This window comes from Kitasatospora sp. NPDC091257, from assembly GCF_044757675.1.
In the GTDB taxonomy this organism is placed as follows: Bacteria; Actinomycetota; Actinomycetes; order Streptomycetales; family Streptomycetaceae; genus Kitasatospora; species Kitasatospora lactacystinica.
In genome coordinates this window covers 1-13,320 of sequence record NZ_JBIVVI010000095.1, presented here as the reverse complement: position 1 = coordinate 13,320, position 13,320 = coordinate 1, and the positions used below count along the sequence as shown (strand labels likewise).

Sequence of the window (13,320 nt, the reverse complement as noted above, 5' to 3'; positions counted from 1 at the left end):
GGACACGGTGACCCGACCCCCGTGGGGAACGGCGACCGGAGGGTCAGCGCCTGCAAGGACCTGAAGCCCTCGGGTGCCACGGACCTGGACGGCGGAGGATGGGTCGACTACCTGCCGTCGGACGACCAGGGCCGCAACCGGGGAGTCCGGGCCTGTCTCCAGGGGAAACCCGACTCGAAGAACAGGGGCCAGAAAGCGGCCGGCACCATCCGGGGCTGGAAGGACGCCGAAGCGCGGGCCAGCGCCCTCGGGTTCGCCCCGGACCAGACCATCGCCCGTTGCCACTCCGTGCCGAAGATGGCTGGCGGAACGGCGGACGAGCGGAACCTGACGCCGTGTTTCCAGCTGGGGGCCAATATCAACCAGGCGACCGGCGGCACCATCACCAACAGCATGCGGAGCTTCGAGACCAGGGCCGGGAAGAGCATGGACGGGGGCTGTGTGCTGTACAGCGTGCGTCCGCAGTACAGCAGCACCGGCAGCACCAAAACCATTCCGTACAAGTGGTACATGGCGCTCTACGCGTGGGACGCCACCACCGGGGCGTACCGGGACTTCGCGTCGACGGCGGTGGAGAACGCCAGGTACGGCCCGGCCGGACTCGTGAACCTCGGAAAATAGCCTCCGGCGAGAGCTGGCGGCCGACAGGAGTGGACATGGATGTCGAGGAGATGCTGGACCGGTTGGGCGCGCTGATCGGGCCGCCGCTGGAGGGCGGGGTGGTGCCGGCCCGGCGGGGTGCAGGAGGTCGGCAACGGCCGCTCCTACCGCCCCCGGGGCGACTGGGCGAAGCAGCTGTGGCAGTGAACCCGCGAAAATGGTGCGCAGCGCCGTTTCGCGACCGAGGCTGGACGGTGATCCAGGGACCCGGGGGCGCAACGGTGTACACCAGCCCGTGCGCGCGAGTAAGCGCGAGAGCCAGGACCGACAGCACCGGGACTGCCTGGACAACAGCCCACTACCAGGCCGGACCTGGCGGAGAACGGTGGTGGTCCTCGGCGGACAGCCGCACGCCACCGGAGGTGGTTGCCGCCCTTCACGAAGCCCTTGCCGCCACCCTCGCCTCCAGCCCGGACAGCCTGCTCCGCCCGACCTTCCCCAACGTCGAGGCCCTCAACCACGTGATCGCCTCCGGGTGGGACAACAGCGTCAGCAGCCGCCGCCTGCTCTGCTGGACAGCGCCGGACGGCGAGATGGCCAGCATTTCCCGTTGGATCAAGCCGGGCCACCAGGACACTGACTGGGTGATCAGCGGCGGCAGCGTGGGCCCTGGACAGAAGGAAGGCTGGTACCTGAAGATGCCAGCGACCGGCTGATTTGCCCCGGTCGACGCTGCCCACCCGCCTCCCTGCCAGGCGAAGAGCCTTCTGCTCATCGAACCGGCCGAGGGCCGGGTCCGCCCACCGCCCCGTGGGCCCGTGCCGCTCGGTCGGCGGGGGACGCAACAGCCCGGGTTCTCCCGCCGAGGCAGGAAAACCCGGGCTGTTCGGGTGCGCTTACGCAACCGCCTCGTAGGAGGCACGAAGCAGCGGCATCGCGCGGTCGAGGTCGTCGACGGAACCGACCCGCACCTCCAGGTCACCGGTCCCGTGGTGGCCGATGCCCGAGACGTCGCGCGTGAATCCGGGCTCCAGCTCCACGGACGTCGGAGCCAGACGGAGGTACAGCCGCAGTCCGGTGGAGAGCACCTTCACCGTCACGAAGTTCCGACCCCGGCGGTAGGCGACGTAGTGCTGCAGCTCGACGCTGTGCACGTCCCCGAGATCCAGCAGCCGTCCGTCCAAGTCCGCGTACAGCTCCCGCACAGCTGTCGCCGCGCCGGCCGGCCGCTGGGAGACCGTCGAGCGCGCTGTCGGTACGACGGCAGTGCCCGTACGTGCCGCCCGAGCGCCGGAACCGGCGGTCGAGGCCACCAGGTCGAGCGACAGCAGGCCGTCACCGAAGAGCCGGTACCGGACAAGGTCGATGCGGCGATCGATCTCGCGGACGGCGTGCTGGTCGTACCGGCTGAACTCCGCGGCCACGCAGATGATCCGCGGGCTCGTCCAGTCGACCGACTGGGCGACCTCCGGGCCCAGCTTTTGCGTCACTGTGACTGCCGCACGTAGTTGTCACCGGGGCGCTGCCCCGACCTGCGCAGGTGTCAACTTGGTCTGCTCTGGACGTGCCTAGTTACGGGAGATACTTGTCACTTGGGTACATGATCTTGGGGAGGAAGGAGGTGCCTTCCTCCTGGCTGGTGCGTTCCGTTGCAGCATGCGATCGAAGCGCAGGACGCTGAAACCAGTAGTGGGTGGTCCAGCGCGGCAACATAAAGGCCGGGGACACCCTCGCCTGACTTCAGGCCATCCGGCAGCGGGGCTTCGCGGGACCCTGATCGGTCCAACGAGGGGAGCGCGTCCTCACTTCGAGGGCGCTCTCTCTGGCCGTCGGGGCGGTCGCGGGGTTCGAAGGGAGCAAGGTCCTGGTTGCGTCCAGGGCTGGAGGAATCCGACGCGGCGGAGAAAGTGGTCTCCGCCGGTATGGTGCGCGGATTGCCTCGGCTGTCCCATCCCGGTCCGTGCGCGGCGGTTATGGGTGCTCGGGGTCGAGTGGGCGGCGGGCTTCGGCGATGACGTAGCCGAGTTTGTCGGTGTAGATGGACATGCCGACGGGGAGCAGTTGGTCCATCTGTTGGATGAAGTCCTGGCCGTAGTGGGTGGCGAGGTGTTCGCGTTCGTCGGCGTAGCGGGATCGGATCCAGTGCATGTTCTGCCGGGTCTGGGCGGTGACGTCGTGGACGTTGACGAGTTCGAGGCCGGACTGGGTGATGGCGTCGGCGTAGGTGTCGGCGGTCAGCAGGGTGGAGAAGGCGAATCCCTGGGTGAGGAGGTTCCAGTCGTCGTCGGTCAGGTGGCCGGTTCGGATGAAGTCGGTGAGGACGATCCGTCCCCCGGGCTTGAGGGTGCGGTGGATTTCGCGCAGGACCTGGAGGCGGTCGGGGACGTGGAAGAGCATCTCGATCGCCCAGGCGGCGTCGAAGGTTCCGGATTCGGCGGGCAGGTGCATGGCGTCGGCCCGGACGAAGTCCAGTTGTGGGGACCGGTCGGCGCTGCGGGCTTTCGCGTTGGCCCGGGTGACGTGGGTGGTGCTGATGCTCACTCCGAGGATTCTGGCCCGGGTGTGTGCGGCGAGCCGAAGTGCGGGGTGGCCGGTGCCGCAGCCGACGTCGAGGATGTACTGGTCGTCCTTGGGTTGCAGCAGGTCGATCAGGCGGTCCGTCAGGTGGTTCTGGGCGTGGGGCATGGACGACTTCTCGTCCTCGTCCCAGAGTCCGAAGTGGATGTTCTCTCCGAAGATCGAGTCGAAGAACGCTTCCATCTGGTCGTAGAAGCTGCCCACTGCTTCGCTCGATGCGAGCGGCCGGGTGTTTTGCTGGTCATCCATGGTGACTCCTCTGCGGGTGGTGGTTGCGGTGCGGGTCAGGTGGTCCGCTGGGCCCGGCGCGGGCGGTGGTTGCGGGGCAGGTCATGTTCGTTGTGCTTCCAGGGGTGCGGGGGTCAGGCGCGCGCTGAGGTGGCCCAGGGCCAGCAGGGAGAAGATGTCGGTGAGGACGGGGACGTTGAAGCCGAACGGGCGCGGGCCCACGCAGTCGGGGATACCGGCGATGGACCCGTCGGGGCGCTGCTGGGCGAGCAGGTGGGCGGCCCCGCGGCCTGCGGGCGCGGAGTCGTGGTGGGCGGTGAGGGTGATCAGGGCGTAGGCGGTGCTCAGGGCATCGCTGGGGTCGCCGTCCTGGCGGCCCCAACCGCCGTCGGGGTTCTGGGAGTCGAGCGTCAGGGCGATGGCCCGGCGGGTGATGCTGTGGGCAGGCCCCTCGCGTGGACCGGGAGCGCGGGAGGCGGCGAGTACGGCACGGAACACGGTCTGGTGGCGGCTGCTGCTCCAGTCCGGCGGGAAGGACCCGTCGGGGTGCTGCTGGGTGGCGAGGAATTCCAGGGCCTGGTCGACGGCCGGGCGCCGGCCAGGGCCCTGGGTGCTCAGGGCGTTGGCGGCGGCTGCGGTCATGCAGGCTTCCGAGGGCGCTGCGGCCAGGTAGGTCGGGAAGCCGCCGTCCGGGGCGCGCAGGTCCAGCAGGGCGCTGACGGCGCGGTGGATCGGTCTGCGGTGGGCCTGGGGGCCGGCGAGGTGGAGCAGTTCGATGGCGGCCGAGGTGCAGTCCACGTCGGTGAGCTGGGCGTGTTCGGTGTAGGACCAGCCGCCGCCGTCGTGTTGCAGGTGGCGCAGGCGGCGGGCGACCAGGTCCAGGACGGGGCGTTCGGCGCCTGCGGCGTGCAGGGCCAGTCCGGCGGTGGCGGTGACCCAGGTGTCCTCGTCGCAGATGAACGGGATCCCGCCGTCGGCGCGCTGGTGGGCCAGCGCGGTGCGTATCCCCTCGGCGACCAGCCGGTGGCCGCCGGGCAAGGGGGCCAGGGCGTGGAGCACCGACAGGTGGATGAGCAGGTTTCCCTCCCAGACGCGGCCGGCGCGCTGGGTGGACCGGAGCAGTTCCACCTCGGGTGCCGTGATCTGGTCGGTTGCCTGGTGGGCGTGCGCGAGGATCGCTTTGACGGCGGTGACCTGGACGCGTGCCCAGCTGTGCAGGCCGTGGAGTGAGAATGCCTGCGGTGCGGGAGGCACGGGCTGGGGAGCGTCGCCGAGCAGCACCAGGACGGCCTGGAGCAGGGCGCGTTTGCGTTGGCCGGTGAAGTCCGGTGCCAGGGCGATGAACCGGTCCACGTCCAGCAGGTCGGCCTGAACCGGGCGGCCGGCCAGGGCGGCGCGTGCCAGCAGCCGGTCCAGCGGTTCGCGGGAGTCGCGGTGCGCGTCCAGGTAGCCGGCCAGACGGGCGCGGGCCGCGGGCTCCAGACGGGTGCGGTCCAGCAGGACCAGCAGCAGCGCGGACTCCAGGACCCGGCTGCGGCACGGATCGCGCAGCGCACCGTCCGGGCCGAGCCGCTCCTGCAGGCGGGTGCGCAAGGCGGCGGTCGCGCTCGACAGGCCGGTCGGGAAAGCGGCGGCGGGCCAGCGGGGGAGGCTCGCGGGCAGGGGAGCGAGTCGCATCTGGGTCCGTTCCGGTCATCGTCGGGTGCGGGCCCGCGGGTACGGGACCGGCTCGTGGAGGGCGGGGTGTCAGCGCTGGGGCGTCGCGCGGTGAAGGTCGGAGGTGAAGCGGCCGGTGCCGGCGAGCCAGTGCACGGTGGCGGACAGGAACCTCTCCACGAGGTCCACGTAGCGGTGCAGCCGGTGTGCCTGTTCCGGTGTCAGACCGCGGGTCGTGCGCAGGAGTCGGGCGGTGGAGCGGAATCCGCTTTGGCGGTCCTCGACCATGGCGGCGGCCTGCGCCCGGGCCTTCGGCACGGGACAGCGGTGCTGCCGGGCGATGGCGGTGACCAGGTTGTCCTGGCGGGCGGCCTCGTCCTCGCCGCCGGACGCCAGGTCGTTGACCCACCCGGCGATGTCGGCCAACGCCTCCCGCAGGTCCGCGACCCGGGCGTCGATCCGCGGGTCCTGCGGCAGCAGGGCGTGCCCGGTCGCCTCCAGGACGTCCAGCAGGGGCAGCAGGGTGATCGTGCGGCGGCGCAGGTCGATGTAGTCCGCGAGCGGCAGCCGGACCCCCAGGCGCCGCAGCGTCGCCTCCTGCTCGCTGGCGTCCAGGAAGTCGGTGTAGTCGGCGGTGAAGCGCGCCCGCCAGCCGGCGGGCATGCCCGTGGCGGTTCGCCCCCACAACCCGGCCAGAGCCGCCGTGTGCACACCCCCGGCCTGCGGGAACGGCCCGGCTTCGGAGCCCAGGACCCGGCGCAGCGGCGCGGTGAACGCCTCCAGCTCACCGGCCACCGATCCCAGGCCGTGACGGTCGATGCGGTCGTCCACCCAGCAGATGAACACCGCCCACTGGGCCGTGAGCAGCACCTCCGCCGCGCCGCCGTCCGGCAGGGCACGGCCGGCCAGCACCTCCAGGCGCATGGCCGCCAGGCGCCGCTCCTGGCGGGCATCGGCCACCAGACCCTCGCGCCGGGCCCAGCGCAGCAACGCCTCGGGCACCGGATCCGAAGACGCCAAGGGCGTGTCACTCATGCGCCGATCTTGTCAGACCGCCGTCAACCGGGATAGATGCCCAATCGGCCCGAGAAGGCCGCGCGCCGGACGCCGACGACAGGGGCGCACTGCGTGAAAACGGGACATCGCCACCCGACTGCCCGTCGGCTTCCGGCCGCATTGCGGCATCTGATGATCCACCGTCAACTCTGCTGTCTACGGTGAGGCGACCGGCAACTCGCGGGTGCACGGACGGCAGCATCCGTCCCCGACGGGCGCGAACCCGATGCACCGGCACCATCCGGCTTCACGGCTGAGGGAAGCCGCTCGACCCGCTGCCGGCCCATCGGACACCACAGCCCGGCACACAGAGGATCACGATGACGCGAACGGTGACGTGGGACAGCGCCCTGGTCCTGGGAGGCGGCTACGCGGGCCTGCTCGCCGCCCGCGTCCTGACCGGCCACTTCCGCCACGTGACGATCCTCGAGCAGGACGCCGCGCCCGGGACGCAGGCCCGGCCCGGCGTCCCCCAGTCCCACCACCCGCACGCCCTGCTCGCGCGCGGCGCCGCCCAGCTGGAGGAGTTCTTCCCCGGCATCAGGGCCGAACTGCTGGCCCGCGGCTGCCCGGTGGCCGACTTCGCCCAGGCCACACGGATCCTGTTCCCCACCGGCTGGGCACCGCGCACCCCGGTCGGGGTCGACGTCCAACTGATGGCCCGCACCGTCCTGGAACAGGCCGTGCGCGAGCGCGTCACAGCCCTGGAAGCCGTAACGGTCCGGGACGCACTGCGCGTCGAACGCCTGCTGTTCAACGGCGGCGGCAACGAAATCGGCGTCGCGGTCCGTCCCCGCCCCCTCGGCCGAGCACCTGGCGGGGAGGGCGACGAGGTGCTCCTGAGCGCGGACCTGGTCGTCGACGCCACCGGCCGCGGCAGCAGACTTCCCCACTGGCTCACCGATGCCGGCCACCAACTGCCCGACAGCCTGGAAGTCGACGCACGGGCCAGCTACGCCTCCCGCCTGTACACCCTCAAGGCCGACCCCGACCGCGACTGGAACGCCTCCTACCAGCCCACCATGGCCCCCGCCTCGCCACGCGGCGCCGTCGCCGTCCGCATCGCACCCACCCAGTGGCTCATCGGCCTCATCGGGGCCGCCGGCATCACCCTGCCCGACGACGAGGACGGATTCCGCGCCTACGCCGCCGACCTGCGCAACCCCGACTTCCTGCGGATCATCGACGAAGGCGAACCCGCCGGCCCCATCCACCGCACCCACACCACCATCAACCGCTGGCACCCCTACCACCGGGTCCGCAACTGGCCCGACCGTCTGATCGCCCTGGGCGACTCCGTCTGCGCCTTCAACCCCGTCTACGGCCAGGGCATGACCGTCGCCGCCCTGCAGAGCAGACTCCTGGACAACCACCTCACCCGACACGCCCGCACCGGGCGACTGGACGGCCTGGGCCCCGCGTTCCAACGCGGCGCCGCCGCCCAGGTCCGCAGCCCCTGGCTGCTCAACACCGCCACCGACCGCGCCTGGCAGGACACCACCATGCCCCTGACCAGCCGCCTCGCCACCGGCTACCTCGCCGCCCTCACCGCGCGCCTGCCCCACCACCCCGGCCTGTACCGCCGCTTCGTACGCACCCTGCAGATGCTCGACAGCCCCGCCACCCTCGCCTCCCCCCGCGCCCTGGCCCAACTCGCCTCCCTGCCCTCCATTCCCCGCCACCAGGCAACCTGCACCTGCCCCAATGCCACCCCTTGACCGCGAATCAGCGATACCGAATGCTCCGGGTGTGTCCAGCGGCCGGGGCCCACGCCCGCTCCGCCCGTGCCGCCCGCTCCGCCGTGAGCCCAGCCAGTACATGCCGACGACGACCCAGAGGAGAGACCATGTCCGACACCAACCCCGACCAGACCTCCGACATCGACCCGGCAGCCTCCACCGGAGCCGAGGAGGCGGCCACCTCGCCGACCGGCGCACCGGTGGACCAGTCGCTGGATATCCAGGTTCCGGATTACAAGATCGACGACGTCATCCAGGCAGCAGCCGATTAGCCCGCTCCCCACACCCGAGCGCCGGGCGCGCCCTCGCATTCGGCACGGCCCACCCAGTCACTGGCGTTGAGGAATGGTCTTGGTTTGGCGCTGCTGCGGTGAGGGGTCGCCCGAACGGCAATGTGCCCCAACTGTCAGTCGAAGTGGACGACGGCCTCGCAGGTGGGCACACCCAGCCAGCCCCCGGGGCGGAACCAACGGCTGCGGGGCCCGCCTGTTCGCTCCCGAGTAGCTCCCGGTCGCCCTCCTTGGCCCAGGCGGCAGCCAGCGTTGCGCGGGGGCGCCGACCAGGCTCTTGCGGATCACTCGAACGGGTGACATCAGCACTCGGATGTTTCCCTGCTATCGCCCAGGGCAGAGCTGAGCGACAGCAGTCCAACCGAGGATGAGGGGATCAGTCGTGAACGACGACAGCCGGCGCTATGTATTTCTGAGCGCAACCTTTCTTTCGAAGCAGTACAAGTCCATTCCTGCCGATGTGCTCGAAAGCTGCATCTTCTTCTTCGGATCAAAGAGGAGCTGGCTCTTCCCGGCAAGCAGAGAAGAGATGCTCGAAGCCAGGAGCCTGCCGACCAGGTACCTCGAATTCGATGAGGAATTCAAGTCACTCGTCCTGCACAAAGAAGCGCAGAGGCAAGTCTTCTGGCTGCTGCCCGGGAAGGACTTCAGCAAAGGCTCGGCCTTCCTCGAGGCGATCACGGACCCGGCCAGCAAGAAGGGCTATCGTCCGCTCATCCTGGATGAGAGCTGGTGGCTCGGTGATTTCAACTCCAAGGACGCCAAGTTCTGCAAGGATGCCCGGCTCATCGTCAACAACTTCAAGCAGGGAGAATTTGACTACGACGCGGTGATGGAGCTGCTCTACCAGAGCAATCCAACGCTCGTCCCCACCCTGTACTGGGCCGAGAGCTGACGCTCAGTGGGGATGGTGGCGGGACCGGGATGGACGTGGCTTGGTCAATCACGGACGGAACCGCCGCCACGGTCGGGCTGTGAGTCCGGGATCGCGGAGTGTCTCAGGCCCTGGGTGTCGGTGGCGAGGCCGGCCGGGACCTGCTCGGCGGTCCATCGGGCTTGTGCTTCGCCGGCAGGTGCGTCCGCGAGGGTGGCGGGGAGCGCGTGAGCGGAAGGGGCCAGGTCGAGGCGGGCACCGGGGCTCCGGGCGAGGCGTGAAAACCAGCCACGGGACTACGCTCCGTGAATACCCGGTCACACATGTCATAGGTTGTTCTGGGCATGATCAAGGTCCGGGTTCGCTGTGCGGGAGTCACGCGACGCGTGTGGGAACGGATGCCGGAAGATCGACTTCAATGGGACTCGGTTGATGGGCGGGTCCGTGAAGTCGCCACCGCTCGGGATCACGGCACCGACAGGTGATCGACTTCCGGGCAGATCAACATCCCCCCGACGACGGGGAGTTCCCGTTGAGGTCGAGCCGACAGGCGCGTGGATGAGCCGCGCGAGCGTGCCAAGATCTCCAAGCAGTACGAATCCAGGAGCACCTGTCCACGGACTCCGCCCACCCTGACGGGCCGTCGTACTTCAACGACCTGGTCGCCGTCGCCAAACTGATCACGATCTCCTGGCCCGCAGCAGTACTCAGCCGACCGAGGACATCACCGATGGACGACGCACTGGCCGAGCACATCACCACGCTTCAGGACCATGCTGCCAGACGGCCCGCCGGCCAGCACGGGCTCACGGTGATCGGACCGCCGCCCACGGCCGCTGCCTGCGGCGCGCTCCTGCTGCGGGCCGAGCAACTGCTCGCCGACCGCAACCCTCAACAGCTCCGCGCGGCCGTCCATCCCCTGGCCGCCGCAGCCGGCGAGCGCGAGCCGCTGAGATTCGCCGGTGTGCTCCGCCGCCAGCCGATGTCCGAGTCCCTCACCCGAGCACTCTCCAGCCAGGACAGGGCCTTCTTGGCAGCCGGGCGCCGCAAGCACGCCCGGGTCCGCCTCCTGGTGCCCTCCCGCGAAGCCACCCACTACACGCGGACCGAGGTCCCCCAGATCATCCCGACAGCCTGGTACGAGCACCATCTCGAAGCCTTCCCCGCCCAGCTGCGAGCTCCCAGCCGCGCCAACGGCAAGCACGTACGGCGAGCCGCAGCGCTGAAGCTCGTCGAGATGACAGCGGGCGGCACCTGGGCCGACTGCGCGGCGAACCTCGACATGCCCCGCGGATACGCCAGCACCTCCCTGGACCTGCTGAGGGAACGCTGCCCAGGCGACGCGACCTGGCAGCTGTTCCAGGCGGGAGTGGAAGCCATCGCCGCCGAACTCGAAGCCGACCCCGACCGAGTCGACTACGCACGCCGCCGCCGCACGTTCTCCGTATGGAGCATCCCCCAGGAGCACTGGTCGGAGCTCATCCACGGACTGGCCGGCAGCCTCGCCCGCGACCAGGTCCGAACAGCGGCCTCCGTTCTCGTGTGGGCACAAGTCACCGAAGGCGAGGCCCAACTGAGCCCGCTGATGCGAGACGGAGGCACCGGCCTGCGGGTAGCCGACTACGCCGAGATCGGCCGCGAGATCAACCAGCTCCTCTACCTCACCGGCAGAAGCCAGAGGGTGCTGCGCGAGCGGCTCGCACCGTACGCCGCCCAGGTCGCGGCCAGCTGCGACCACAGCCCACGCTCCACTGCGGATTCGACGCCCGCCGTGCAGTAGACGGCTGTTCGCGAGCCCGCTGCTCCCCGACCCTCCCGACCGTCACGTCGCAGCGTAGCTGGCCTCAGGCCATCAGTCAGTCGGTCTCGCAGAGGGCCCAGGCCTTGGTCTGTCCAAGGCGGGCCTGGGTGACCCACGCCCTGCCGTCCTGGCTGGGCCCGTTGCCGATCAGGGCCTCCCCGTCGAGGATGCCTCCGCCCCTGTTGAGCGCCGGGTACCAGTCGTAGCCGCCGCCGATCAGGTGGGTGCCGTTCGGGCAGGTGGCCCGCGATGTCTTACCGGGGTCGCTCTGGGGCCCGGCGACCACCTGGGTGGTCGTTGCCGCAGCCGTGGTCGCTGTGGCCACCCCGAACACGCCGGCGGCGAGCAATACGCCCGCCATCGTGACTGCGGTACGCAGGCTCTTACTGGTCATCAGGTCTCCTCAGTGGGTTCCGGCTCCTGCCATCGTCCTGATTCCACACGAACCAACTGGGCAACCCGACCGGAAGACTGAACCCGACGCTGCCGGGTTGACGGCACTGGACGACAGGACTCCCCGGCAGTTACCGCTCCGGGAGGCCACGCCGCGGGGTGCCCCCGTCCGCAACCGCCAGAGCACACCGTCGACCACCTGCCGGTGATCACGCCACGGACGGCCACGCCCTTCCGCCTGGCCCGCTAGAAAGGCACCCCAGGATCCCTCCACCCATACACAGTCGGCTACGGCTCGATGCAACGCAGGTACATCGGGTCGTAAACCTTCCTGCCGGGGCAGTGGAACGTTTACGTGTTCTCGCCGCGGCCGGAGAAGGCGACGGCGGTGCAGGGCAGTTCAGTGACCACGCCGCCGCCGGTCTCGGTCAGGTTGATGACCGCCATCCGCGTCGGGCGTGTCCGATCGACACGGCAGGTCGTTGATCTTTGCATTCCACACGCGATGCGCCATCTGCTCGCCCTGACGGCCGCGGCCACCTCCCTCCTGACAGGGGGGCTGATCGCGCCGACGCCGGCATCCGCAGCGGCCCCGCCCCATACACGCTCCGCACGCGAGACCTACGGCGAAGACACCGACTACTGGGCCATGGTGGAGCCCTGCATCAAGACCAAAGACGGAGCCCCCGTGGTGCTGGTTGCCGTCGACGGGGGGGCCTACGGGGCGAAGCCGAGCCGTCGTACCAAGATCGACGTGGACGGCCAACCGCTCTGGGGTGAGTCGGTGACAATCTCGTTCCCTCGTGTTCTGTCCGAGGACCAGGCGCGACTCTTCGCCGGAAGGTCTCCGCCCGGGCGAAGAGAAGTAGCCCTAACCGAGCGGTCTACCCGCTCACGGGTCGGCTGATCGGCCTCTGTGATTCGCCGTACACCGGGATCAGCCGGGAGTCGCTCTCGTATGGCCGACGCAACTACCGGTGCAGCGGCAAGGCTGAGACCGTGCCAGGCAGCGGAGTGTGCAGCTGCTCGTACATCGACGCCGCGGCTGTGGAGCAACGGGTCTGGTCCGAAGTCGTCACTCTGCTTGGCGACTCGAAGAAGCTGGAGGCATTGGCGGCCGAGTGGGTCGGTATGTCCGACGGCAACCAGGAGGCCCACGCCGAGCGAATCGTGGACCTCGACCGTCAAATAGACTCGATGAAAGCCTCAATAGCTGCGGTGATCGTGGCCGCTGCCAAGCAGCAACAGTCCCCGGACGCCATCGCTGCTGCGACCGCGACCCTGAGCGAAGAGCTACGGCAGCTGGAGGAGATGCGTGCCGAGGCCCACGCGTGGATGGTCGAGGTCGAGGAGGCCGAATGCCGGGCCGGTGATCTGAAAGCCTTGTCCAACCTGGCCCGCCATCAGCTTGCAGAAATGAAGGCAGAAGAGCAGACGGAAGTGCTCGACTTGCTCGATGTGAAGGTCTTCATCCTCGGCCCGGTGCCGGTCCGCACCGGTGGCATAGCCTGCACCGTCCAAGCCTGGTACAAAAAGCCAAGGCAGCCCTCCCGGCGACTGACCTGACGGACGAGCAGTGGTCGCTACTCTCCCATCTGCTCCCTGTTGGTCGGGGCAACCGCGTCCGCCGCTCAGTCGACGCCATCTTCGCCAAGGCCCGCACCGGTGTCTCATGGCCGAAGCTCCGCGAGGAGTACGGCTCGACGAGTACCGCCTCGAAGTACTTCAACGAGTGGGTGGCGCAAGGTATCTGGGCCGAGCTGGACCTGACGCTCGCGGGGGTTGAACGTGTACCGGTGCCTGACCTCGACCTGCTCCCGCCTATGCGAATCGAAGGACGGGTTGATCCCCGCGTGATGCTGAGCGCGGACGAACCATTCCGAACGGGATCGTGACGATGAGTACGCAGCAGATGATTCCGGCGAGCGTGTAGGCAAGTGCCATCCAAATGCCGCAGAAAATCAACCAGATGACATTGAGGATGAACCTTATTGCTTCTCACGACCGATGGCGTTGCCCTACGACCGTGCCATGCCCGCCGGTGGGCGTGTCTACGCCCTTAGGGGTTGTTCCTCAGGGTCCGGTCCGGGACGCAGTCTCGGGTAG

The 13,320-nt window shown here is 69.4% G+C and carries 12 protein-coding genes and 3 pseudogenes; 9 read left to right on the top strand and 6 right to left on the bottom strand.

Annotated elements, in window-relative coordinates:
• Both ACIQOV_RS06965 and ACIQOV_RS06960 read left to right on the top strand, forming a co-directional pair.
• Positions 1-621, top strand: a pseudogene (locus tag ACIQOV_RS06965) (hypothetical protein); the annotation flags it as partial.
• A 35-nt stretch (positions 622-656) separates the two neighbouring features.
• On the top strand, positions 657-1,316 hold the full coding sequence (locus ACIQOV_RS06960) for a DUF317 domain-containing protein (RefSeq protein WP_401045773.1): 660 nt from the start codon (positions 657-659) through the stop codon (positions 1,314-1,316).
• 180 nt (positions 1,317-1,496) lie between these two features.
• On the opposite strand, the gene ACIQOV_RS06955 is transcribed toward ACIQOV_RS06960, so the two are convergent.
• The 4 genes from ACIQOV_RS06955 to ACIQOV_RS06940 all read right to left on the bottom strand — a co-directional run bounded on the left by ACIQOV_RS06955 (position 1,497) and on the right by ACIQOV_RS06940 (position 6,096).
• Complete coding sequence (locus ACIQOV_RS06955; RefSeq protein WP_401045770.1) at positions 1,497-2,090, bottom strand: DUF5655 domain-containing protein; 594 nt, start codon at positions 2,088-2,090, stop codon at positions 1,497-1,499.
• Positions 2,091-2,571: 481 nt separating this feature from the next.
• The gene (locus tag ACIQOV_RS06950; RefSeq protein WP_401045768.1) at positions 2,572-3,426 is read right to left on the bottom strand and encodes an SAM-dependent methyltransferase; all 855 of its coding nucleotides are present in this window, start codon (positions 3,424-3,426) and stop codon (positions 2,572-2,574) included.
• 81 nt (positions 3,427-3,507) lie between these two features.
• Entirely contained in the window at positions 3,508-5,082 is a 1,575-nt protein-coding gene (locus tag ACIQOV_RS06945; protein ID WP_401045766.1) for a prenyltransferase/squalene oxidase repeat-containing protein, read from the bottom strand.
• A gap of 69 nt (positions 5,083-5,151) precedes the next feature.
• Entirely contained in the window at positions 5,152-6,096 is a 945-nt protein-coding gene (locus tag ACIQOV_RS06940; RefSeq protein WP_401045763.1) for a terpene synthase family protein, read from the bottom strand.
• Between the two features lie 341 nt (positions 6,097-6,437).
• Between ACIQOV_RS06940 and ACIQOV_RS06935 the strand changes: the two genes are divergently transcribed.
• The 4 genes from ACIQOV_RS06935 (at position 6,438) to ACIQOV_RS06920 (ending at position 10,800) form a co-directional block, all read left to right on the top strand.
• Complete coding sequence (locus ACIQOV_RS06935) at positions 6,438-7,835, top strand: FAD-dependent oxidoreductase (protein ID WP_401045760.1); 1,398 nt, start codon at positions 6,438-6,440, stop codon at positions 7,833-7,835.
• Positions 7,836-7,963: 128 nt separating this feature from the next.
• Entirely contained in the window at positions 7,964-8,128 is a 165-nt protein-coding gene (locus ACIQOV_RS06930) for a hypothetical protein (RefSeq protein ID WP_401045757.1), read from the top strand.
• Positions 8,129-8,528: 400 nt separating this feature from the next.
• Entirely contained in the window at positions 8,529-9,041 is a 513-nt protein-coding gene (locus ACIQOV_RS06925) for a hypothetical protein (RefSeq protein WP_401045754.1), read from the top strand.
• A gap of 709 nt (positions 9,042-9,750) precedes the next feature.
• Positions 9,751-10,800, top strand: coding sequence for a hypothetical protein (locus ACIQOV_RS06920; protein ID WP_401045753.1), 1,050 nt, complete (start codon positions 9,751-9,753; stop codon positions 10,798-10,800).
• A 76-nt stretch (positions 10,801-10,876) separates the two neighbouring features.
• On the opposite strand, the gene ACIQOV_RS06915 is transcribed toward ACIQOV_RS06920, so the two are convergent.
• Positions 10,877-11,215: a hypothetical protein gene (locus ACIQOV_RS06915; protein WP_401045750.1), complete on the bottom strand. Its 339-nt coding sequence runs from the start codon at positions 11,213-11,215 to the stop codon at positions 10,877-10,879.
• Between the two features lie 902 nt (positions 11,216-12,117).
• Here ACIQOV_RS06915 and ACIQOV_RS06910 point away from each other — a divergent pair.
• The 3 genes and pseudogenes from ACIQOV_RS06910 to ACIQOV_RS06900 form a co-directional block, all read left to right on the top strand.
• A pseudogene (locus ACIQOV_RS06910) lies at positions 12,118-12,228 on the top strand (hypothetical protein); the annotation flags it as partial.
• 33 nt (positions 12,229-12,261) lie between these two features.
• Positions 12,262-12,780 carry a hypothetical protein gene (locus ACIQOV_RS06905; protein ID WP_401045747.1) on the top strand — a complete coding sequence of 173 codons (519 nt, stop codon included), beginning with the start codon at positions 12,262-12,264 and terminating at the stop codon, positions 12,778-12,780.
• Positions 12,723-13,109, top strand: coding sequence for a transposase (locus ACIQOV_RS06900; RefSeq protein ID WP_401045776.1), 387 nt, complete (start codon positions 12,723-12,725; stop codon positions 13,107-13,109). The genes ACIQOV_RS06905 and ACIQOV_RS06900 overlap by 58 nt, the downstream gene beginning before the upstream one ends.
• Here ACIQOV_RS06900 and ACIQOV_RS06895 read toward each other — a convergent pair.
• Positions 13,072-13,206, bottom strand: a pseudogene (locus ACIQOV_RS06895) (YccF domain-containing protein); the annotation flags it as partial. The gene ACIQOV_RS06900 and the pseudogene ACIQOV_RS06895 sit on opposite strands and share 38 nt — an antisense overlap.
• Positions 13,207-13,320 lie beyond the last annotated feature (114 nt).